Origin of the sequence: Komagataeibacter swingsii, from assembly GCF_003207895.1 — a bacterium.
Classification (GTDB): domain Bacteria; phylum Pseudomonadota; class Alphaproteobacteria; order Acetobacterales; family Acetobacteraceae; genus Komagataeibacter; species Komagataeibacter swingsii.
The window spans coordinates 20,410-42,428 of sequence record NZ_NKUB01000009.1; the positions used below are offsets into that span (position 1 = coordinate 20,410).

A 22,019-nucleotide genomic window follows, 5' to 3' on the forward strand; every position below is an offset into this window, starting at 1 on the left:
ACAGGGGTGGCTTACCCCGGGCCACCTGAATTTTCTGGAGTATACAATGCGTATTCTTGTTACCGGTACGGCCGGGTTCATCGGTTTCCATGTCGCCCGGCGCCTGCTGCGTGAGGGCCATGAGGTGACCGGCATAGATGGCATGACCACCTATTACGACGTGACGCTGAAGCAGAAGCGCCATGCGATGCTGCGGGAATTCGATAAATTCACCTGCAACGAATTCATGCTTGAAGATGCGCAGGCCATGGAAAACGCCTTTGCGGCGTGCCAGCCCGAACTGGTCATCCACCTCGCGGCGCAGGCGGGGGTGCGGTACAGCATTGAAAACCCGGGCACCTATATCAGCGCCAACCTGGTCGGCACCTATAACGTGCTTGAGCAGGTCAAGCAGCACAAGACGCCCCATCTCATGATGGCGTCAACGTCTTCCGTCTATGGGGCGAACAAGGAGATGCCCTTCTCCGAATCCCAGCGTTGCGACCATCCGCTCAGCCTGTACGCCGCCACCAAGAAGGCGACCGAGGAACTGGCGCATTCCTATTCCTATATCTGGAAGCTGCCGATTACCGCCTTCCGCTTCTTTACGGTGTATGGCCCGTGGGGCCGGCCGGACATGGCGCTGTTCAAGTTCACCGCCAACACGCTCGCGGGCAAGCCGATCGATGTCTACAACAACGGCAACATGGAACGCGATTTCACCTATATCGACGATCTGGTGGAAGCGATCTGCCTGCTGTCCGCGAAGCCGCCGCTCAAGGCTGGTGAAAGCGATCCCGGCGCCAGCCCCGTTGCGCCGTACCGGGTGGTCAATATCGGCAACAGCCAGCCGGTCAGCCTGATGGCGTTCATCGAGGCGATCGAAAAGGCGCTGGGCAAGCCGTGCGTGCGCAACTACATGCCCATGCAGCCCGGCGACGTGCCCCGTACGTGGGCCGACTGCTCGGCCCTGCAGGCGCTGACCGGCTTCCGCCCGGCGACCCCCGTGCAGACCGGCGTGGATGCCTTCGTTGCGTGGTACAGGGATTACTACAAGGTACCCGCGTGCCCCTGATACACGACGAGCCGGCGGACACCCTGGGCCATCGGGCATCACGTCCCGATGGCGACGGCTCGGCGCAGCCATCGCATCCCGACCGCGGCACGCGTGACATGGCGGAAGCCATGTTCGCGCGGCACGTGCGCGTGCGTACATTTGCGCAGGGCGCGCGGGAAATGGACAGCCTTGCCGCCCGCTTTCCCAACCATGAGCGTTTTCACCTCCTGGCCATGCGCCTGCATGACCGGAGCGAAGGGCGCCCGGCGGCGCTGGCGGGCTGGATGCGGCTTGCGGAGCGGTTTCCCCATTGTGGTGAAGCCTTCGTGATCGTCGTGCGCACCGTGCTGCGCATGACGGGACGCGATGCGGCCCGCGCACTCGTCGAGGCCCGTTTTCCTGACGGCGCGCCTGCCCTGCCGCATCTGGGCATGTGGGCGCGCGCATGGGAGGAAGTGGGAGAACATGCGCGTGTCGATGCGACGCTTTCCGCATTGCTGGAAAAAGGGGCCATGCCCGTGGATGTCGCCAGCCTCCATGCCGGGTTGCTCAGGCGGCGTGGCGACCTGTCCGCGGCGCAGGCCGTGCTGGAACGCCTGCCGCCGGCCCCGGGTGAAGATGCGCCCGCCATGCACGATGGTGGCGTGGCGGATCAGCTCGCCGCCCTGCGTCGTGACCGCAGGCTGCTGGCACGGCGCGGGCTGGGTGATACGGCCGCGCGCAACATGCATCAGGCCGTGCTGCGCGACTGCCTTGTCTCGGCCATTGCCCGGCGTGGAACGCCCCCCGCCATGCGGGGGCCGGTCGGACGGGTGGTCATGTTCAACGGCTCGCTGGGTGCGGGGGGGGCGGAACGGCAACTGGTCAATACTGCCGTGGGCCTGACGCATGCCGCGCGCGCGGGCGGGGCCATTGGTGATTATCGCCTCGATGGTCCGGTGGAAGTCGCCTGCCGGGCGCTGGATGACCGGCCACATGGGGATTTTTTCCTCTCCGACCTGACATCCGCTGGCATATCCGTTGACTGCTACAGCCAGATCCCTGCTGACGTGGCGCGCAGCGACACGGCTGTGGGGGGCATAAGGGATGTCCTACACCTGCTGCCCGCGCCGCTTGACGCCGCGACGGCACGGGTGGCCGCCCTGCTGCGCCAGCGCAGGCCGCAGGTCGTGCATCTGTGGCAGGACGGAATGGTGCTGGCGGCGGGACTGGGCGCGGTGCTGGCGGCGGTGCCGCGCATCGTCCTTTCGGTACGCAGCGCGCCCCCGCCCGACCGTCCCGAACGCGACCGCCCCGAATACCACATGCTCTACCAGACCCTGCTTTCCGCGCCGGGTATCGTGCTGGCCGCCAATTCCCGCTTTGCCGCGCGGCGTTACGCCACATGGCTGGGCATTGATGAGGCGCGTGTACGCGTCATCTATAACGGCGTGCGACCGCTTGACGAGACGCCGCGCGGCGACAGCGCGGTCTTCATGGCGGCGTTCAATGCCCGGGTGCCGGCCACGCGCACCATCGGCACGGTCATGCGCCTTGATGACAACAAGCGCCCGCTGCTGTGGCTTGACTGCGCGGCGCGGATGCTGGCGCAGCGGCCGGACCTGCGCTTCATCATGGTGGGCGACGGCCCGCTGGCGCAGCAGTGCCATGCCCATGCATGCGGGCTGGGCATCGCGGATCGTGTCCTGTTTACCGGCAGGCGGCCCGATGTCGGGTTCTGGCTCCGGCATTTTGACGTTTTCGTGCTGCTTTCGCGGTGGGAAGGGCTGCCCAATGTGCTGATCGAGGCACAGGCGGCGGGCATTCCGGTCGTGACGACACCGGCGGGTGGCGCGGCCGAAACGCTGGTTGACGGCGTAACCGGCATTGTACTGCCGGACGCCCTTTCCCCTGATACCCATGCGGTAAGCGCCGCTGTCCTTTCTTTATTACCTGAATCAGCCACATCCGTCGCCACGATCGCCCGTGATGCCCGGCGGGTGGCTACTGAACGTTTCTCGCTCCTGACCATGCTGGGGAAAACGATGGAGGCCTATGTTGAATAAGGTTTGCTGCACCGCGATCATCGGATTGATGATGATGCCGTTGCTGAGCGGATGCGCTGGCTCCGGATCGCATGACTCGCCCAGCGCGAAGGCGATTACGCATCCCTCTTCGGTCAACTCCGTGGCGAATTACAATGTTGTTGACATCACGGCGAACAACCTGGCGCAAAATGTTGTCCCCGAGCAGGTAACGCCCGTCTCCCTTACCCCGGTCACGGTACCGGACGTGCCGATCCTGGCGGGGGATACGTTGCGCATTACGGTGTATGAACGCAGCGATGGCGGCACGTTTGCCCCCATTTCCATTGGCGGGTCCGTGTTCCCTTCGGTCATGGTCGATAACAATGGCAGCATTACGCTGCCGTATGTGGGGTCGCTCAAGGTCGCGCATTCCAGCCTGGCCAACGCGGCGACCACGATCCGCAACGCGCTGGTCCAGCAGCAGCTTGCCGTCGGGCCGCAGGTCGAGATCGAATTCGTGACGACACCCGGTCATTCGGTCGTGGTGGCGGGCGACGTGAAAACGCCGGGGCGCGTGCCCACCATCGGCGGCAAGATTGACGTGCTTGACGCCATTTCCCGCAGCGGCGGCCCGGCGCAGATCAGCAATGCCACCGATGTCGTGGTTCACCGCGCGGATGGGCAGTCGGTTGAACTGCCTTATACGCAGCTTCTGCTCTCGCGGCTTGAAGTGACGGATGGCGACCAGATTCTGGCCCTGGCCAATGCCCGTCGCTTCGTGGCGATGGGGGCCGTGCTCAAGCCCGGGCAGATCGACATGACCGCGCGCCGCACCAGCCTGCTTGACGCGCTGGGCATGGCTGGCGGGCTGGATGACATGCAGGCCGACCGGACCCATGTATTCGTCTTTCGCCTGACCAATCCCGACACCAATCCACGGCCCACGGTGTACAGGTTCAACATGTCACGCGGGGAATCCCTCTTCCTGGCGCGGATGTTCCCCATCCAGCCCAATGACGGCATAGTGGTCAGCCATTCCGGCCTGCATGATTTCGAGAAATTCACGACACCCTTCCTGCAGATCCTGACCATGATGCGCTTCATGCATCCGATCTGATGGGGCTGGCGCAGGCGGAAGGGCGCCAGGCGGTCCGGACGGAGGATACCGCGCCGGCGCGTGGCTTCTTCCCGGCTTTGGCAATTCTATTGTGTTAAGGAAAATATTGATGGCAGCCTGGAACATCCTTTTCCCATGCAGGGCGCGCGGAGCGGTTGCCGCGGTTGCAGTCGGGCTTGTGGCGACAGGACTGTCCTGTGTCGCGGCAAGGGCGGAGAATACGGTGTGCCGACCGGAAAGTTTCGGGGCCACGCATGACGGCACGCATGATGACGGGCCGGCCATCACCCATGCGCTTGGGGAATGCGCCGGCAAGGGCATGGTCCAGCTTTCCGCCGGCACATACCTTTCCGGCCCGCTTGTCATACCGTCGCACACGACCCTGTCGATCGAGAAGGGGGCGACATTGCGCTCCGCCCTTGTGCCCGGCGCGGGCACGCCCCCCGTGGCTTTCATTTATGGCAAGGAGGTCGGGGACATCACGCTGCAGGGCGCGGGCACGATTGATGGCGCGGGGGAGGCATGGTGGACGATTGCCCGGCAGGCCCGCAGCCGGCACGAAAAAATGCCGCCCCGCCCGCGCCTGATCGCGTTTTCACATGTTGATGACCTGCATGTAAGCAACCTGACGCTGCGCAATGCGCCGACCTTCCACCTGCTGATGACGGATGTCAGCAACGTGGTGGTGGACGGCATTACCATAAGCTCGCCCGCCGATTCACCCAATACGGACGGGATCGATCCCGCCGGGCGCAACATCACCATCCGCAATGTCGTCATTGACAACGGGGATGACAACATCGCCATCAAGTCCGGCCATCGTGACCCGCAGCACCCCGATGCCGCGACGGAAAACGTGGTGATCGAAAACTGTAAATTCCTGCATGGGCACGGGTTGTCCATCGGCAGCGAAACCACGGGCGGCGTGCGGCATGTGCGCGCCAGCCACCTGCAGTTCCAGCATACGACCAACGGATTGCGCATCAAGACGGACCGTGCGCATGGGGGCGAGGTGTCGGATATCGTCTATGATGGCGTAACCATGGAAGATGTGCGCGAACCCATCATCCTGACCGATTATTATCCCAAGATCCCGCATGAAGACCCGGCGAATGATGACCGCGCCGTGGGAAGGGAGGGGGCATCACCGCGCATCCATGATGTCACGATCCAGAACGTGACGGGTTCGGGTGGCCTGATGCTGGGCTATGCCGTGGGCCTGCCGGACCTGCCCATAAAAAAGGTGCTCCTGCGGCATGTGCTGCTTGAGGCGTCCAGGCCGATGGAAGTACGCAATGCCGAACTGACGTTCGAGGATGCCCATCTCCATACAAAAAAGGGCAGCCCGCTTCTGGAGGAAAGCAACGTCACCATTTCCGGCACTCCTGAATAGGGCGCAGGACACATGAATCCGTATGGCCAGTCCCGGACTTCCGGTATGCGTCGCGCCATGGGGGTTGCGGCCGTGCTTGCGGGCATGGCCGCGATCATGCCCATGGGGCATGCGCGCGCCGCTGACCCGGCTACCTTCCTTGCCGCCGCCCGGGATGGCGCGGCCCGGTTTGGCAGGCAGGCCTGCCCCGTTGTGCGGCCTGATGCGCGGGGTATCGTCCGCCATGATCCCTATCCCCATGATTTCGGCGGGGAAGCGGGGGATACGCAGGGCGGCCTTGGCTACCCCCTGTTTGAGGTCACGGATGCGGGGGATGACAGCGCGCACCCGACGCCGGGCACGCTGCGCCATGCGTTGAATGACGCGCAGGCCGCCGGTGGCGGATGGATTGTTTTCAGTCACGAGCTGGACGGGCGTGTCATCGCGCCGCAGGCGACATTCCGCCTGCCCTCGAACGTAACCCTTGATGGCGGGTGCGGGCAGGTGACCCTTGCGGCGCGGGCGCGGCTTACGGACCTTACCGTTACCGATTCAACCAATATCATCATACGGGGGCTGAAGCTGACCAAGCAGCCCTATGTCGACAAGACTGACAAAACCGGCGATGCCATTGGCCTGACGGGTTTTTTTGACCGGGTCGCGATCGTGCACAACGACTTCCGCCGCTGCGGGGATGGCTGTGTCGACATCGTGCGCAAGGGCCGGATCAATGCGGCATCCCATGCCACGGTCGCCTTCAATCATTTTCAGGCGCATAACAAGGTCATGCTGGTCGGCACGCTGACCTGCTATGTCACCCCGGACGCGCCTGGCTGCGCGGACCCGCTTGCCCATCTGGATGAAGACGCCATGCGCCCGTGGGTCAGGGTCAGCATAACCGGCAATTATTTTGAATCGACATCACAGCGCCACCCGAAGGTCGTGTCCAATGCCTATGTGCAGTCGGTGGACAACGTGATCGTGCTGAAACCGACCCTGTACCCGGATGGCAGGCCAGGCGCGAGTTACGGCGTGGCGGCTGCGACGGGTGGTGTGGTGGATGCGCGTGGCGACATGATCGTGAACCAGGAACCGGATACGAAACTGGGCGTGGGGTCCATCACCCTGACCCGGCGGATCGGGGGGTCAACACGGGAAGCCGATGGCGCGGTGAATATCGACGGCCTGCATCTTTATGGCGCCCTGCTGGCGGAGCCGTTCCGGGCGGAACTGGCGCGGCAGATGCATGGCGCATCCGTGCCGGTGCCCCCTGCCTCCATGCGCCCGGAGGTCCTGGCCGCCTGCGTTATGGGACTGGCAGGCGCCGCAGGTGGTGGCAACCAGTGGCCGCGTGACTGCGGCGCATCGAAATGATACCGGACCAGACGATATATCCTGCAAATCATGAAGAAGTTTTTGGTAAATATTTTTTCAAAAAGCTTCAGGAAAATACCGCCTTTTCGACAAAAGGCGGTATCCAGAAGCTTTTTATTTATCAATGGTTTTTCAAGCTGTTTTTTTACTGCATCCAGCATGTTGCCAGGTTCTGGTTCACGGCACGCCCATGAACTCGTCACCCAGATAATTGGGTGGCCCGCCGTTCAGTCCCTCCGCCTCGAAACCGTCATCATACGGCCCGGAATAGAATCCCATACCGTAATTATGTTCGTTCCAGTCGTTATTGGCGATCATCGGACCGTCCGGTCCCGATAGCTGCGGCCCGGCCGGCCCGGCGCAGGCGGCCAGGGTGGCTGCCATCCCGATCAGGGGCAGCAGTTTACGGAGGGGTTTGGGCATATTGTTTCCGGTCATATCGCTTTCTGTCACCTCGGTCGGGCTGCCGGCCTGTCCTGTCCCGCCAGCGGGCCGGGCACCTCACGCCCACGGTGCCAGACCTGCCGGATATGATCCAGCGCTGCCGGGTCCTGTGCCGGGTTGCCTGACACCACCAGCAGGTCCGCCAGTTGTCCCGTCGCGATCGTGCCCCGGTCCGCAAGCTGCATGAGGTGGGCGGCATCCCCTGTCGCCAGCGTGATGGCCTGTAATGGCGTCAGCCCGGCCATGACTGACAGCCGGAATTCCCGGTGTTCGGCAAATCCGGGAATGCGGGTTGGCGTCGCGCCCGAATCCGTGCCGAAACCGATGGGGACACCCGCGCGGTACAGCGTCAGCAGATTGCGCATGTTCATCGCCAGCGCCTTGCGCGCGGCCGCGGTCAGGGGGGCTGCCAGAACCTTCTCCCGCCATGCCGGGTCGGCGAACTGCTGGCGCAGGGCGGGTGACAGCCCGAATGACAGGAACGGGTCATCCAGCCATTCGGGGTGTTCGGCAAAGATATAGCTGGCCTCATCAAGGGCCAGCGTTGCGATATAACCCGTGCCCTGCTGGGTCATGGCATGGATCAGGGAGGCATCAACCGACCTGTCCCGCACGCCATGGGCAAGAATGTCCACGCCCGCCGCCACCAGCGCGCGGGCATCGGACAGGTCATGGATATGGGCGGCCACGCGCTTGCCGCGCAGGTGGGCCTGCGTAATGGCGGCGCGGTATATTTCGGGCCGCATCTTGGGCAGGCCACGTGCGCCGGGCACGCCGTTGCGGAAATCATCGACCCACAGCTTGATCAGGTCCGTGCCTTCATCCGCCATCCTGTTGACCGCGGCGCGGGCTTCATCGGGCGTGGTGGGGCGGAAGATCTGGTCGGCGCCAAGGTGGAACATGTTCTGCGGCGGTACGCCATCGGGTGCGCCAATGCCCTGGTCCACGCCAAACAGGTCGGCGCCGGGGTTGAGGCCCGCATGCTGTTCGCGCCGCAGGTCGTCAAACAGGGGCGAGCGGTTCAGCCCCAGGGCGACAACGGTCAGCACGCCATAATGTTCGTACTGCGACAGTTCGGACAGGATGTTGGCGCGGGTGTAATTGACTTCCCCATTCTGCGTGCCGCTGACCTGTCCCACATGGCTGTGGTCGGAAATCAGGCCCGGCAGCACGGTCTGGCCCGACAGGTCGATGGTCCGTGCATGGGCCGGGGGCGGCAGGTTGTGCCCGGTTGCCGCGATGTGCCCGTCGCGGATCAGGATATCCGTATCCGGCTGCGGCGCGCTGCCCGTGCCATCGATAACAGTGGCATGGCGCAGCAGCACCGGCCTGTCCGGGCGTGCATGAGCCATGCCGTGGGTTAGCAGAAGCCCCGTCACAAAGGTCATCAGCACAGGGCGGCGGTAACGGGACATGGCGGGATCTCCATCCGGCGGGACGGCGCAGTGTGGACCGCGGGCGCACCCGCGTCCATTCACATATGGGCGGGGCGGGCCGCTTCTAGCGCGGCAGGCGTGTGGCCCCGCCTTCGATCAGGTCGGCAAAGGCGTCGGCCACGTCGCCGCTTTCGGGAAAGCAGACAAGGACATCATCACTTTCCGCCTTGGCTTCGCGGGCAGGCGTGATCACGCTGTCCCACTCGCCCGACAGTGAGGCCACGGTGCCGATTTCCGGTTCAAGAAACTGCCATGACCCGCCCTTGACCGTTGACCCCATGACGGTTGTCAGCAGGAATATGCAGGCCTGCGGCGGCAGGGGCGAAGGCGTGCGCCGGAACTGGTAGATTGTGCCGGATTTTCCAAATAGCGTGAAAGACGTCCACGGTTCCATAAGCCTGTTCCCTCCTTGGGTGGTGGCCGGACTATGCCATATTTCAGCGCCCCGGGGGGATAGGGGCGTGTCGTCCATCAGCCATGCAGGCCATGGCGCGCATGGCATTCTGCCGATGGTGCGGCGTCCGCCCGATGACCCCGGCGAACAGGGGGCGGCCGTTCCCCCTGTTCGCTGGTGTAACGCCTGTTGCGGCCCTGCCGGCAGGTGGCGGGAAATTGCCTGATGAAACGGATCTTGCACCTGGAGGACGGGACGGATGCGGCACCCGGGGCGAAGGATGGGGCAAGGACGTTTTTCCAGGTCAAGAAACTGTTTCACGGGGTCAAGAATATTGTTGGCGGAGCGGTCTATCGTGGTGATGGAAGCCTGTCCGGACTTCGTGCTAGGCGGGGAGCGTTCATCATGCGTGTCGCCTGTTGCAGGCCATCATAAAAGCTGTTGTGGATAATGACCCGCCCTTCCGTGACCTCTGCCACCCCGCTCACCCCGCCGCATGATGCTGGCAGCCCCGCGCCCGTGCTCCAGCGCCGCTTCGGGGTCTTTCATCTATGGGGCATTGCCGTGGGGCTGGTGATATCGGGAGAATATTTCGGGTGGAGTTATGGCTGGGCCACGGCCGGCACGCTGGGCTTCCTTGTCACCACGTTCATGGTTGCGCTGATGTACGTGGCGCTGATCTTTTCCTATACCGAACTGACCACGTCCATACCCAGGGCCGGCGGCCCGTTTGCCTATGTGCTGGCGGCGTTCGGGCCTGTACCAGCGTTCCTGACGGGCTTTGCCTCGATCATGGAATTCGTCTTTGCGCCCCCGGCCATCGCGCTGGCGATCGGGGCCTACCTGCATGTGCAGTACCCCCATGTCGGCGCGGCGACAGCCGCGACGGGGGCGTATGTGGTGTTCATGGCGCTGAATATGGTCGGGGTGAATATTGCGGCCACGTTTGAACTGGTCATTACCATGGCGGCCATTGCCGAGCTGCTTGTGTTCATGGTTGTGGTGATGCCCGGTTTTTCATGGGCGAATTTCGTCCACGATGGCTGGGCCGGGTCCGATACGTTCAGCCTGCATGCCGTCGGCGGCATCCTGGCGGCAGTACCTTTCGCCATATGGTTTTTCCTTGCGATCGAAGGGGTGGCCATGACAGCGGAAGAAGCACGCGCCCCGCACCGGACCATTCCCATGGCCTATATTGCCGGGATCATGACCCTGATGGCCCTGGCGTTCGGCATCATGATCCTTGCGGGGGGCGTGGGTGACTGGAAAGCCCTGGCCAACCTGAACGACCCGCTGCCACAGGCCATGCTGGCCGTGGTCGGCCCCCGCAGCGGCTATGTGCATATGCTGGTATGGCTTGGGCTGTTCGGCCTTGTGGCGTCTTTCCACGGGATCATCATGGGATATTCGCGCCAGATCTATGCCATGGCGCGCGAAGGCTACCTGCCCGCGGTGCTGGGCCGCCTGCATCCCCGCTTCGGGACGCCATGGGCGGCAACGCTGGCTGGCGGCGGCGTGGGGATGGGGGCCATTTACGGTGACCGGTATATCACCATCGGCGGCCAGCCGTTGACCGCCACGCTCGTGACCATATCGGTATTCGGTGCGCTGACCATGTACCTGTTCGCCATGGCCAGCCTGTTCCGGCTGCGCCGTAACCGGCCGGACCGGGCGCGGCCATGGTCCGTGCCGGGTTATCCTGTGGTGCCGGGCTTTGCCTTTGTCGCGGCATCCTGCGCACTGGCGGGCATGGCCGTCAGCCATCTGGCCATTTTTGGTATCTATGGCGTGTTCATGGCCATGGGGCTGGTGGTTTATCGGCTCAGCCGCGCGCGTGGAGCCTGACGGGGACGCTGTTGCGTCAACGGGGCTGTATTGTTCCCTGATATCGGGAATTGAGGTATTGGGCACTGTCGGGAAGGCCGGTTCATGTTCCCGGCAGGCGTCACCTAGAGCAGATCCGGTTTGAATGGACACATTCGAACGGGTGAAGATGCTCGGTAAACAATGAGTTAGAGCAATTCCTTATGCTTGCAGGATGTCGCCCGGGCAGACTTTTCAGACAGGCCCTTGCGGAATAACAGCCCGTTCAGCTGGCGCCGATGGCATGGGGGCACTGGCGGAATGCCCCGCATCATTCATTCTGGCATCACAGGGTTCGGGCTTGTTCCGGACCGTCAAAACATGAAAACTGGCCCTTGCTTTACGATGTGGGGAAGGGACGATGCGGCCTGGCGATATATCCGGCCCAGCAGACGGCGCGGCCAGGCAGCCACATGTGCTTGCCGCTGCCGCCACGGGGGCGTACCAGTTCATCCGTGAACAGGGCTGCGATCCTGACCGCGTGGCCCTGTCCGCCGGGCTGCGGCTTGATCCCGACCTTTCGCAGACGGCGTCGCTCGACCTTGCCGGGTACTGCCTTCTGTTTGAGGAAACCACCCGGCAGAGCGGCCATGCGGGGGTGGGCCTGTCCTATGGCCGGCATTTCACCCCGGACATGCTGGGCCTGATCAGCTTTATCGCCATGGCGTCCCCCACGCTGGGCAACGCGGTGGAAAACGTGGCCGAACTGTTCCCATATCACCAGGGCGGCACCATGACCCGCCTTGTCCATCAGGATGATGGCTGCGCGCGGCTGGAATACCGGATCACGGCGGGTGGCATCATCGGGCGCGGGCAGGATGCGGAACTGACCATGGGCATGTTCTGCAACATATTCCGCCATGTGCTGGGGCAGCATTGGGCGCCACGGGCCATCTGGCTGGAACATCGCCGCATCGCCGCGCCGGGCGAATATGATAATGCCTTTGGCGCGCCGGTGCATTTTGGCATGGGCGTCAATGCGGTGGTATTTGACAGGGCGGAAATGGGCTGCGCCATGCCGCAGGGAAATGTGCGGCTGCTTGATGTCCTGCGGTGTAGCCTAACGGCGCTGCCATCCGCGGCAATGCGCCCGCAGGCAGCCCCCGCCACGGACTTGCTGCTGGCGCGCGTCCGCGCCGAAATCCGCTATGCCATGGGCAATGGCGTGCCGGCCCTGTCGCAGGTGGCGGACACGCTGCGCATGCCGCGCTGGACCCTGCAACGTCGTCTGGATGGGATGGGCATCACGTTTTCCGCCCTGGTGGAACGGATCCGGCAGGACGCGGCCCGCGAATACCTTGCCCGCCCCACCATGCCGATTGGCGAGATCGCGCTGTTGCTGGGATATTCGGAAATCAGCGCCTTCAGCCGCGCATTCCGCAAATGGACCGGGGTGTCGCCACGCCTGTACCGCACGGCCCGGCAGGCAGGTGGCGACCGCCAGGCGCGCGCCCATGCGGGGACTGGTCAAGTCTTTGTGCCTGCCGGTCAAGAAATCTGAGGACAGGCGTTTATAATCCGGTCGTGGATGAATCACCCCTGTTGGGAAGGCTATTGTACACGTGTCATATCATGCTGTCCTGGGGGGCGAGAAATTCTGCTTTTCCTCCCTGAAACAGGTGCTTGCCTATGCGTCGCCCTATCGCAGCGGTGATGAACTGGCCGGGGTCGCTGCCCCTGATCCCCTGCTGCGTATCGGTGCGCGTGAGGCGCTGGCGAACATTCCGCTCCGGACCTTCCTGAACGAGGTCCCGGTTCCTTACGAGACGGATGAAGTCACGCGGCTGATTATTGACAGCCATGATGCCACCGCCTTCGCCCCCGTCGCGCATATGACGGTGGGGGACCTGCGTGACTGGCTGCTGGACCATGAAATCGACGGCGCGACCCTTGCGGCCCTTGCGCCGGGACTGACAGCTGAAATGGTTGCGGCGGTCAGCAAGCTCATGCGTAACCAGGACCTGGTGGCGGTTGCCCGCAAGATTACGGTCCGCACGGCCTTTCGCAATACGCAGGGCCTGCCGGGGCGCATGGGGTCGCGCCTGCAGCCCAATCACCCGGTGGACAGCCTGCCGGGTATTGCCGCGTCCATGCTGGATGGCCTGCTGCTGGGGGTGGGGGACGCGGTGGTGGGCATAAACCCGGCATCGGACAACATGGCCAATGCCGGTGACATCGTGCATATGCTTGAAGATGTGCGGGTGCGCTATGACATCCCCATCCAGACCTGCCTGCTGACGCATGTGACCAATACCCTCCGGCTGATGGAGCGCAACGCGCCGGTGGATCTTGTGTTCCAGTCCATATCCGGCACGCAGGATGCGAATGCGGGTTTTGGCATTTCCCTGTCGGTCCTGTCCGAAGCCTATATGGCCAGCCAGTCACTGGGGCGGGGGACGGTCGGCACGAACACCATGTATTTTGAAACGGGGCAGGGATCGGCCCTGTCGGCCAATGCCCATCACGGCATGGACCAGCAGACGGCGGAGGTCCGGGCCTATGCCGTGGCGCGGGCTTTCTCGCCGCTGCTGGTCAATACGGTGGTCGGCTTCATCGGCCCGGAATACCTGTATGATGGCAGGCAGATCATCCGGGCGGGGCTGGAAGACCATTTCTGCGGAAAGCTCATGGGCCTGCCGATGGGGTGTGATGTCTGTTACACCAACCATGCCGAGGCCGACCAGGATGACATGGACAACCTGATGATGCTGTTATGCACCGCTGGTATCAACTTCCTGATCGCCGTGCCCGGCAGCGATGACATCATGCTGAATTACCAGAGCCTGTCCTATCACGATATCCAGACCCTGCGTTCGCTGTTTGGCGTGCGGGCGGCGCCGGAGTTTGAGGCGTGGCTGGTCGCGCGGGAACTGGTTGATGCAAAGGGGCGGATGCGCATCAATCCCCCCGGCCTTTTTTCCGGGATGATACCCTGCAATGACTGATGATCCCCCTCTTACCTGGCGCGGGTTGCAGGCAACGACTTCGGCGCGGATCGGCCTGCCCCGTGCCGGCAACACGATTTCCGGCGCGGCCGTGCGGGAATTCCAGTACGCCCATGTCCGTGCGCGTCATGCCGTCTCCGCCACGCTGGATACCAGTCGGCTGAACCTGCCACAGCCCCCGATCGCGGTTGAAAGTCGCGCCAGGGACCGCGAGGAATACGTAAGGCGCCCCGACCTTGGGCGACAGTTATCGGACGGAAGCCGCGAAAGCCTGCCACATGGGCGGTATGATGTGGTGTTCGTCATTGCCGATGGGCTGTCGGCGCTTGCGGCGCAGCAGCAGGGGCCTGCGGTACTGGCGGCGGTGATGCCCCTGCTGGCCGGCTGGCGTATCGCCCCGCTGGTCGTGGCGCACAGGGCGCGGGTGGCGTTGGGCGATGAAATCGCGACCGGCCTTGGCGCGCGGTGCGTGGTGATGATGATCGGGGAACGCCCCGGCCTGCGCTGCGCTGAAAGCATGAGCCTGTACATGACGTGGAATCCGCGGATAGGGACGCGGGATTCGGGACGGAACTGCATTTCCAACATTCACGGCCATGGCGGGTTATCCGCCATGGCCGCAGCGAACAGCCTGGCATGGTTGCTGAAGACGGCGCGGATGCGCAATTACAGCGGCGTCGATCTCAAGGACGAAACCTGTACTATCGGGCAGACGGTTCGACCGGACTTGCATAAAATGTTATCGGATAAATCAGGGAAATAAAAAGTATGGATTCCGGGCATACAGACGAATGACTGTGCAGGCGCTGCCGTAGCCTGTGGCGATGGGACTATTATCGCCTGCCGTGTTGTGAACGAAAACGGCGCCGGTGTGATTTTTATCCCTGCAATCCTTCCCATAACCCACCCTGTTTTACGATGGCGGCAATAACCGTGCGCAGTAGGGCATTATCGTTGAGCATCTGTTTGCCCATCTTTTCATGTGCGTCCATCAACTCGATGGTTGCATTCATCCCTTCTTCCTGGAGATCAGGTGAATTGGCGAACTGATCCTTGGTATTGGCCTGCGCCTGTTCGCGCAATTTTTTGGATTCTGCCAGTTTGGTTTCCAGTCCCATAACAAATGCCACCTTGTCTCCGTCCGTCAGGTCCCCTTCGAACAGATCATTGATGGCTTCGATAATACGGGAGAGCTGAACCTTCGCCTTGTCCTGCGGTAGCCCTGAACCTGCCTCTTTTATTGGTTCCAGCCCCTCTCCGGTTTCGTTCTTCAGCCCAAGCTTCTGCTTGCCAAGATCCTTCATGCGATGATGCGTCAGGCGCAGGGTGGTTGTATCGACCGTCTCGCGCTCACGGTCGAATTTCAGCAGTGGCCAGAGCATTTTGGCAAAGAGATACAGCTTTTCATAATCCGGATTGCCGTAATTCAGCATCTGGCTGAAAAACTCGTACATCCGCATATAGGACGCCAGATCGCTCCGGAACTGGATCAGGCCATCCATCCGTTCCTTCGCCACCTGCCGTTCATGCGAACCTTCCGGCTCGTCCTGAAAGAGTTTTCGGGCTGCGCGATACCGGCCCAGCACGCGGGAACTGACCGGCACAATGGCCGCATCAAGCTGCTGCTGCGTTGCTTTCGGATTAGTCAGGATACGGGCCACGCGATCGACTTCCGGCTGATCGTACAACCCGGCATCATCCAGCTTGTGGCGCAGGTTGACCACGCAGTTCGGATCGCTGAGGTCGGCCAGTTCGGCCCTGGTGTAATATTGCTGGAACGCCTTGAGGATAACTTCGGGGTCGTTCTCGAAATCCACCACGAAGGTCATGTCCTTGCCGGGATAGCAACGGTTCAGCCGCGAGAGCGTCTGGACAGCCTGAATGCCGCCCAGCTTCCGGTCCACATACATGCCGCATAGCAAAGGCTGATCGAATCCGGTCTGGAACTTGTTGGCCACGATCAGAATCCGCCACGGGTCTTCGGCAAAAACCTCCCGCAGGTCGCGCCCCTTCAGGGCGGGATTGATGTTGCTTTCCGTAAACGGCTCCGGGCCACTTTCCGGGTCATCCACCTCGCCCGAGAACGCTGCAAGCAACCCGAACGGATAATGCTTTTCCTTAACGTAGCGATCCATCGCCAGCTTCCAGCGCACCGCTTCCATGCGGCTGGCCGTTACCACCATGGCCCGTGCCCTGCCGCCAAGGAGCGGCTGCACATTCTGGCGGAAATGCTCCACCACGATCTGAACACGCGCGGCGATATTGGTGGGGTGCAGTCGCACCCACTTCATCAGCACCTTCTTTGCTTCCGAAGCTTCGACTTCCGTTTCATCCAGAACCTGACCGTTCTGGCTCAGGCGAAAGGCCTGTTTCCACGATACATAATTCTGCAACACATCAAGGATGAAGCCCTCCTCGATCGCCTGGCGCATGGAATAGATGTGGAATGCTTCGGGCTTGTTGTTTTCCCCTTTGGGCTGGTCGGGGTGCGGCGGACGCCCGAACAGTTCCAGCGTCTTGGCCTTTGGCGTGGCGGTGAAGGCGATAAAGGAAATGCCCGCATCGGCGGCAGGCCGCTGCGCCATTTCCGCTGCCAGCAGGTCTTCCATGCCGACCTCCCCGCCATCGGCAAGTTCTGCCAGTTCCCCTGCTGAAAGGGCCGCCTTCAGCTTGCTGGCCGCTGTGCCGGTCTGGGAAGAATGGGCTTCATCTGCAATGACAGCAAAATGCTTGCCCTCGGTTGCTGCAAGCTTGCGGATTTCCGCCAGCGCGAAGGGAAAGGTCTGGATCGTGCAGATGATGATTTTTTTGCCCGCGTGCAGGGCTTCGGCAAGTTCCTGGCTTTTGCTGTCATTATTGCCGGAAATGGAGGCCACCACGCCGCGCGTGCGTTCAAAACTCTCGATTGTTTCCGAAAGCTGCCGGTCCAGAACCGTCCGGTCCGACACCACGACCACGGTATCGAACACCTTGTGATTATGCCGGTCATGCAGGTCTGACAGGAAATGCGCCGTCCAGGCAATGGAGTTCGTCTTGCCCGACCCCGCGGAATGCTGGATCAGGTAACGCTGGCCCGGACCTTCCGCCACAATGGTGGCAACCAGAAGCCGCGTGGCGGCAAGCTGGTGATAGCGTGGAAAGATCCAGCCGGTAATCTTCCCCTTCTTCTTCACCGGGATGATGTAGCGGCCCAGAATGTCCAGCCATGAATCCGGCTGCCATACCTCACGCCACAGATAGGCTGTGGTGCCGGGATTGCCTGCCCTGCCATCATTCCCCTGATTGAATGGCAGGAAGCGGCTGTGCGCGCCATCCAGATGGGTGCACATCATCACGTCGCTATTGCTGATGGCAAAATGCACCACTGCCCCACCGGGGACCGAGAGCAATGGTTCCGCCGGTTTGCCGGGTGGCCTGGGCAGGCGGTCGGTGCAGTACTGCTCCACCGCGTCCTGAACCGACTGGGTATAGTTTGATTTCAGTTCCGCTGTTGCCACGGGCACGCCGTTCAGAAACAGCACCAGATCCAGTTCGTTGCCATTGCTGGCCGAATACCGCACCTGGCGCACCACGCGCAGGCGATTGGCGTTGTAGAGATGCTGTAGATGTGGGACCATCCTCAGTGCTGGACGGAACTGGCAGATTTTCAGCGTTTTCGTCAGCCCGATAATGTCCAGCCCGTCACGCAGCACAACCAGCACGCCGCGCGTGTTCAGGGCATCGCGCACACGCTGGCACAGCACGGTCCCTGCTGCTGCGCCATGTGTCTTTTCCAGTGTCTGCCACGCATCCGGCTCGCACTCGCGCACCCATGCCAGCAGATCTTCGGGAAACAGGGACAGGCCGACATCGTAGCGGCTGGCAGACCCTTCCTCATACAGCCAGCCGGAACGGCCGAGATAGTCGCAGATTTCGGATTCCAGATGGTGTTCCTTGTGGAGGTCGGTCATGAGTCGGCCCCTTCGTCAGGAATGGCCGCCAACTGTTGCGCCTGCCAGTCGCGGAATGTGATGTCCGGGTTATCTTCCAGCTTCCATGCAGCAGGCCCACTTACGGGATGACCAAACACGACGGCTGCGGCTGCACTTGGGCTTCTGAACGCATAATCCTTGGTAAACACACGATGTTCGCCAGCCAGTTGCAGAATACCGGATCGTACCAGTTCCTCATGCAGCGGTTTATATGTGCCTTCCCCATGCCATTCAGTCCTGGCCTGAGACCCTGCCTCCACAACAAATTCACCGTCCTGAAAGATGGCTTTCGCCGTCAGGTCAATGCGTGGTTTGTGCAGGAAAAAGCGGGCTGTCTCGGTCGTGGTGGGGTTCGTTCCGGCCTCTGGCGCTTCAAAAGTTGGAACTGGCCGCGATGACCCCGCTGGGCGGCTGCGCTGGATGAACATATCCACCCGGATGGCAGGCAGGACCACCATCAGGTTGGCAAGAAAGGCCTCCATCTTGGCAATGTCGGCTTCCGTCAGTCCCGGTAGGGAGGGCGCGTTGCCGTTATGCAGCGGGGTGTGCCCGATCTCCCGCGCCATCGTGACCAGCCGCGCTTCCAGATATTTCACATGCGCCTTGTTGAGCCGGTTGGCGCTGGCGGAGACCAGAACGGCCGTTTCCCACCAGTCCTTGTCAGTCGCCGCCGCGTGCTGCTTCAGCCGTGTGCTGAGGTCCTCGGCTTCCCCGATATAGGCGAAATCCTGTCCATCCTTTTCGCCCAGCAGTAGATAAACCCCAGTATAATCGGCCTCCTTCCGTCGCAGCGCTTCGGTCAGGCGCGTACGCGGCGTGACGAATACATGCCCCGTCCAGTTGAACAGTTCGGCCGTCACCATACCATCCGGATGACCGTCGATATAGAACAGTTCCAGAGAGCGGCCTTTTGTGTCGATCATGCTGCGATGGCCTTGTTCTGGTTGCGGACATCAATCTTGCCGGTGACGGCGGCTGAGATGAGGGCTGATCGGCGTTCTTTGAGGAGAGTGATTGTTGTCTTTGCAGCAGTTATCATATTTTCAAATTTGCCTTGTTCAATCTTTAAAAATTTAACAATCAATTTCTGTTCTTCAGGGGGAGGAACTATAGTTGGAAGAGTCATTAAATTTGTTGAAGAAATGGAAGCGAGATTAGTTGACTGTTTGGCGCGAGTCATAAAATAGAATTTGGCATAATCAGATCTTATGACCGCAGACAACCATTCAGAAATTATGACTTTTGGCCTCACGGCAAAAACGTGATTTTGATGAACACAAGGAGCAATCTCGCCATGCCATATGGCGCCACGACCTAATTTGTCGAAGTCCCCACCTTCATTCATCAGAACATCGCCTTTTTGAAGCAGATATCGTTCAACTTGGTCACTATCAATATAAATCATTGTTAATTCAGATAAATCCAGATACCCATCTTGAACATTTGCTACGCGAAGATATGGTATTTTTACGGATTTTTCCTCAGATACATCTTTGCCTTTGGCAATTCCTGTTTGCACAGAAGCCACATTTTTCAAGGGTCGAACCTTCCACCCTTCCGGCACCATCCCAATCCACGGAATACCTGACTCTTTCATGGGAGCGTTGGGATTCAGGCCTTTTGTTACGGCGTGGGAGATGACGGCCTGCCGCTTTTCCGCAAGGAGGGCAATCAGTCGTTCCTGTTTGGCAATCAGGGCGTCAATTTTTCCGCACTCACGGTCCAGAAAGCTGGCTATTGCCTGTTGTTCGGGAAGTGAGGGAAAGGTAACTAATTGGCTATACAGTGTTTCACGCGATAAACCCGGCACGCCGGTGTCTTGACTTAATGATGCTAAATTCAAAATATGCAGAAACCAATAAACCCAGCGCATATTTATCAAAGATGATAATTCAACAAAAAATACGGTATCGATTGCGAAAGCGGGAATTTGAGACCAGTTTAACGCACCGCACGAACCTTTTCTTCCGATCATTATTGTTGGAGATGGTGCGTTAGAAATATTGTGAAAACCGACCACTCCATTTGAACCATAGACTGGGACAGAGCCATCCTCAGCGCGGTCTTCATTTTTTAAGTTGTCGCCATAAACAACTGAGATAATCCGTTTAAGTTGGACCATATTCCACCCAACCGGAATCTCACCGATCCACTCAACCCCACTATCCTTATACGCCGGATACTTCGGAAAACTCATACCGAAAGCTCCTCAAGCATCGCCATGATTTTCGCGGTCACATCCTTCAGGTCCGCATCAATCTCCGCAAGCGGGCGCGGCGGCTCGAATACATAGAAATACCGGTTGAACGGGATTTCATAGCCAATCTTCGTTCTGGCCTCGTCAATCCACGCATCCGGGGCATGAGGCAGGACTTCGCATTTGAAGTAGGCGTGGATATCCTCATCCAGCGGCACGTTTTCCGTATCGCGCAGGCTGCTGTCGGGCATGGGCTTGCCCTTCGCCTTGCCGCGCTGTCCGAGGATGATGTTGCCATCCTCATCACGCTGCGGGCGCTCCACCGTGATGGTCTGGTAGCCAAAATCTTCATTGCGGAAGATACGGCTCAGCGGGGCCAGCCTGACCTTGCCGCCTTCGGGGGCTTCGGGCGGTTCCGCCCCCTTGGCCACGACTTCGCGCGTCTGCGCGCCATCGGCGGTGGTGATGGTGGCAAGCTGTGCATCCTGCGCATCGCGGAACAGGCGGGTGACAAGGGTAATGTCATCCTCTCCCATTTCCTTGCGCTTGGAGCCAAGGCTTTTGCGCATTTTCTGCCAGAAGGACGACGCGTCGATCAGTTGCACCCTGCCCTTGCGGTTCTTCGGCTTGCGGTTGGTCAGCACCCAGACATAGGTGGCGATGCCGGTGTTGAAGAACATGTCGGTCGGCAGCGCGATGATGGCTTCCACCAGGTCTTCTTCCAGCACGAAACGGCGGATTTCGGATTCACCGGAACCAGCAGCGCCGGTGAACAGGGGCGAGCCGTTCAGGACAATACCAAAGCGCGCGCCACCATCCTTTGCAGGACGCATCTTGTGGACAAGATGCAGCAGGAACAGCATGGAACCGTCCGAGATACGGGGCAGGCCGGGGCCGAAGCGGCCATCATAACCCAGCTTTTCATGCTCGGCCCGGACGGCTTTCTCAACCTTCTTCCATTCCACGCCGAAAGGTGGATTAGAGAGCATGTAATCGAATTTGTAATCCGCCAGTTCGTCATCAGAAAGCGTGTTGCCAAGGCGGATATTGCTGACATCCTGATTACGGATCAGCATGTCAGCCTTGCAGATGGCATAGGATTCCGGGTTCAGTTCCTGCCCGAACATGGTCAGGCGCGCATCCGGGTTGTGGTCAAGCAGGAATTCTTCCGCAACCGAGAGCATGCCGCCCGTGCCGGCCGTGGGGTCATAGATGGTGCGCACGGCCGGGTTGCCTGGGGTCAGCAGGTCGTCGTCCTCGGCAAAGATCAGGTTCACCATCAGCTTGATGACTTCGCGCGGGGTGAAGTGTTCCCCCGCCGTCTCGTTGGACGCTTCGGAGAACTTGCGGATCAGCTCCTCGAACACCTGCCCCATCTGATGGTTATCGACGGCCTTGTCACTGAGGTCGAAGCCTACGAATTTTTCCAGGACCAGATAGAGCAGATTGGCCTTTGCCAGGCGGTCTGTCTGCTCGGCGAAGCGGAAATGATCGAAGATGTCGCGCGCGGTAGGTGAGAAGGCATTGATATAGGCGGAAAGGTTCTGGGTCAGGTTGTCCGGGTCGCCCAGCACGTCTTTCAGGGTAAAATCAGACGTGTTTACAAATTTCAAACCGGCGGCTTTTTCCATGAACGGCATCGGATCGATGCCTTTGCTTTCCCACTTCGCCTTTTCCTTTAGCACTTTGTCACGGGTGGGGATCAACACGGCGTCGAGGCGGCGCAGGACGGTGAAGGGCAGAATGACGCGCCCATATTCCGCAGGTCTGAAATCCCCGCGTAGAAGATCAGCGACCTGCCAGATCATGGAGGACAGGGAGGTCGTGCGGGGTGTCATGCTCATGGGGAAATCTGATCCGGTAC

General features: G+C 61.0%; 16 protein-coding genes. 9 read left to right on the plus strand and 7 right to left on the minus strand.

The window, feature by feature from the left end:
• The first annotated feature begins 46 nt into the window (after positions 1-46).
• The 5 genes from CFR76_RS08565 (at position 47) to CFR76_RS08585 (ending at position 6,905) form a co-directional block, all read left to right on the plus strand.
• On the plus strand, positions 47-1,054 hold the full coding sequence (locus tag CFR76_RS08565; RefSeq protein WP_110556758.1) for an NAD-dependent epimerase: 1,008 nt from the start codon (positions 47-49) through the stop codon (positions 1,052-1,054).
• Positions 1,045-3,081 (plus strand): glycosyltransferase, encoded by a 2,037-nt coding sequence (locus tag CFR76_RS08570; RefSeq protein ID WP_110556759.1) that lies wholly within the window; start codon positions 1,045-1,047, stop codon positions 3,079-3,081. The genes CFR76_RS08565 and CFR76_RS08570 overlap by 10 nt, the downstream gene beginning before the upstream one ends.
• A complete protein-coding gene (locus CFR76_RS08575; RefSeq protein ID WP_244191847.1) occupies positions 3,071-4,159 on the plus strand; it encodes a polysaccharide biosynthesis/export family protein in 1,089 nt (362 codons plus the stop codon). The genes CFR76_RS08570 and CFR76_RS08575 overlap by 11 nt, the downstream gene beginning before the upstream one ends.
• A 109-nt stretch (positions 4,160-4,268) precedes the next feature.
• Positions 4,269-5,552, plus strand: coding sequence for a glycoside hydrolase family 28 protein (locus CFR76_RS08580; RefSeq protein ID WP_110556761.1), 1,284 nt, complete (start codon positions 4,269-4,271; stop codon positions 5,550-5,552).
• A gap of 45 nt (positions 5,553-5,597) precedes the next feature.
• The gene (locus CFR76_RS08585) at positions 5,598-6,905 is read left to right on the plus strand and encodes a hypothetical protein (protein ID WP_244191848.1); all 1,308 of its coding nucleotides are present in this window, start codon (positions 5,598-5,600) and stop codon (positions 6,903-6,905) included.
• A gap of 177 nt (positions 6,906-7,082) precedes the next feature.
• On the opposite strand, the gene CFR76_RS08595 is transcribed toward CFR76_RS08585, so the two are convergent.
• The 3 genes from CFR76_RS08595 to CFR76_RS08605 all read right to left on the minus strand — a co-directional run bounded on the left by CFR76_RS08595 (position 7,083) and on the right by CFR76_RS08605 (position 9,179).
• Positions 7,083-7,328, minus strand: a complete 246-nt coding sequence (locus CFR76_RS08595) for a hypothetical protein (protein WP_244191849.1) — start codon at positions 7,326-7,328, stop codon at positions 7,083-7,085.
• Positions 7,329-7,354: 26 nt separating this feature from the next.
• Positions 7,355-8,764, minus strand: coding sequence for an amidohydrolase family protein (locus CFR76_RS08600; protein WP_110556764.1), 1,410 nt, complete (start codon positions 8,762-8,764; stop codon positions 7,355-7,357).
• A gap of 85 nt (positions 8,765-8,849) precedes the next feature.
• Entirely contained in the window at positions 8,850-9,179 is a 330-nt protein-coding gene (locus CFR76_RS08605) for a hypothetical protein (protein ID WP_110556765.1), read from the minus strand.
• 450 nt (positions 9,180-9,629) lie between these two features.
• On the opposite strand from CFR76_RS08605, the gene eat reads away from it, so the two are divergent.
• The 4 genes from eat to eutC all read left to right on the plus strand — a co-directional run bounded on the left by eat (position 9,630) and on the right by eutC (position 14,750).
• Positions 9,630-11,024: an ethanolamine permease gene (gene eat / locus CFR76_RS08615; RefSeq protein WP_110556767.1), complete on the plus strand. Its 1,395-nt coding sequence runs from the start codon at positions 9,630-9,632 to the stop codon at positions 11,022-11,024.
• 433 nt (positions 11,025-11,457) lie between these two features.
• Complete coding sequence (gene qhpR, locus CFR76_RS08620) at positions 11,458-12,543, plus strand: AraC-like transcriptional regulator QhpR (RefSeq protein ID WP_244191850.1); 1,086 nt, start codon at positions 11,458-11,460, stop codon at positions 12,541-12,543.
• Between the two features lie 61 nt (positions 12,544-12,604).
• Positions 12,605-13,987, plus strand: a complete 1,383-nt coding sequence (locus CFR76_RS08625) for an ethanolamine ammonia-lyase subunit EutB (protein WP_110556769.1) — start codon at positions 12,605-12,607, stop codon at positions 13,985-13,987.
• Entirely contained in the window at positions 13,980-14,750 is a 771-nt protein-coding gene (gene eutC, locus CFR76_RS08630) for an ethanolamine ammonia-lyase subunit EutC (protein ID WP_110556770.1), read from the plus strand. Before CFR76_RS08625 ends, eutC begins: the two co-directional genes overlap by 8 nt.
• Positions 14,751-14,865: 115 nt before the next feature.
• Here the strand turns inward: eutC and CFR76_RS08635 are convergent, their stop codons facing one another.
• Genes CFR76_RS08635 through CFR76_RS08650 form a run of 4 tightly spaced genes read right to left on the minus strand, consistent with a single transcriptional unit; the run spans position 14,866 to position 21,999 of the window.
• A complete protein-coding gene (locus CFR76_RS08635; protein WP_110556771.1) occupies positions 14,866-17,937 on the minus strand; it encodes a type I restriction endonuclease subunit R in 3,072 nt (1,023 codons plus the stop codon).
• Positions 17,934-18,881, minus strand: a complete 948-nt coding sequence (locus CFR76_RS08640; RefSeq protein WP_110556772.1) for a GIY-YIG nuclease family protein — start codon at positions 18,879-18,881, stop codon at positions 17,934-17,936. Before CFR76_RS08640 ends, CFR76_RS08635 begins: the two co-directional genes overlap by 4 nt.
• Positions 18,878-20,155, minus strand: a complete 1,278-nt coding sequence (locus CFR76_RS08645; RefSeq protein WP_110556773.1) for a restriction endonuclease subunit S — start codon at positions 20,153-20,155, stop codon at positions 18,878-18,880. Before CFR76_RS08645 ends, CFR76_RS08640 begins: the two co-directional genes overlap by 4 nt.
• A complete protein-coding gene (locus CFR76_RS08650) occupies positions 20,152-21,999 on the minus strand; it encodes a type I restriction-modification system subunit M (protein WP_244191851.1) in 1,848 nt (615 codons plus the stop codon). The genes CFR76_RS08645 and CFR76_RS08650 overlap by 4 nt, the downstream gene beginning before the upstream one ends.
• Positions 22,000-22,019 lie beyond the last annotated feature (20 nt).

Excerpts from the sequence above, each read along its gene's own strand:
- CFR76_RS08565 (WP_110556758.1), top strand. The coding sequence starts at position 47 with ATGCGTATTCTTGTTACCGGTACGGCCGGGTTCATCGGTTTCCATGTC.
- CFR76_RS08575 (WP_244191847.1), top strand. The coding sequence starts at position 3,071 with ATGTTGAATAAGGTTTGCTGCACCGCGATCATCGGATTGATGATGATG.
- CFR76_RS08580 (WP_110556761.1), top strand. The coding sequence starts at position 4,269 with ATGGCAGCCTGGAACATCCTTTTCCCATGCAGGGCGCGCGGAGCGGTT.
- CFR76_RS08585 (WP_244191848.1), top strand. The coding sequence starts at position 5,598 with ATGCGTCGCGCCATGGGGGTTGCGGCCGTGCTTGCGGGCATGGCCGCG.
- CFR76_RS08595 (WP_244191849.1), bottom strand. The coding sequence starts at position 7,328 with ATGCCCAAACCCCTCCGTAAACTGCTGCCCCTGATCGGGATGGCAGCC.
- CFR76_RS08600 (WP_110556764.1), bottom strand. The coding sequence starts at position 8,764 with ATGTCCCGTTACCGCCGCCCTGTGCTGATGACCTTTGTGACGGGGCTT.
- CFR76_RS08605 (WP_110556765.1), bottom strand. The coding sequence starts at position 9,179 with ATGGAACCGTGGACGTCTTTCACGCTATTTGGAAAATCCGGCACAATC.
- eat (WP_110556767.1), top strand. The coding sequence starts at position 9,630 with ATGACCCGCCCTTCCGTGACCTCTGCCACCCCGCTCACCCCGCCGCAT.
- eutC (WP_110556770.1), top strand. The coding sequence starts at position 13,980 with ATGACTGATGATCCCCCTCTTACCTGGCGCGGGTTGCAGGCAACGACT.
- CFR76_RS08635 (WP_110556771.1), bottom strand. The coding sequence starts at position 17,937 with ATGACCGACCTCCACAAGGAACACCATCTGGAATCCGAAATCTGCGAC.
- CFR76_RS08640 (WP_110556772.1), bottom strand. The coding sequence starts at position 18,881 with ATGATCGACACAAAAGGCCGCTCTCTGGAACTGTTCTATATCGACGGT.
- CFR76_RS08645 (WP_110556773.1), bottom strand. The coding sequence starts at position 20,155 with ATGAGTTTTCCGAAGTATCCGGCGTATAAGGATAGTGGGGTTGAGTGG.
- CFR76_RS08650 (WP_244191851.1), bottom strand. The coding sequence starts at position 21,999 with ATGAGCATGACACCCCGCACGACCTCCCTGTCCTCCATGATCTGGCAG.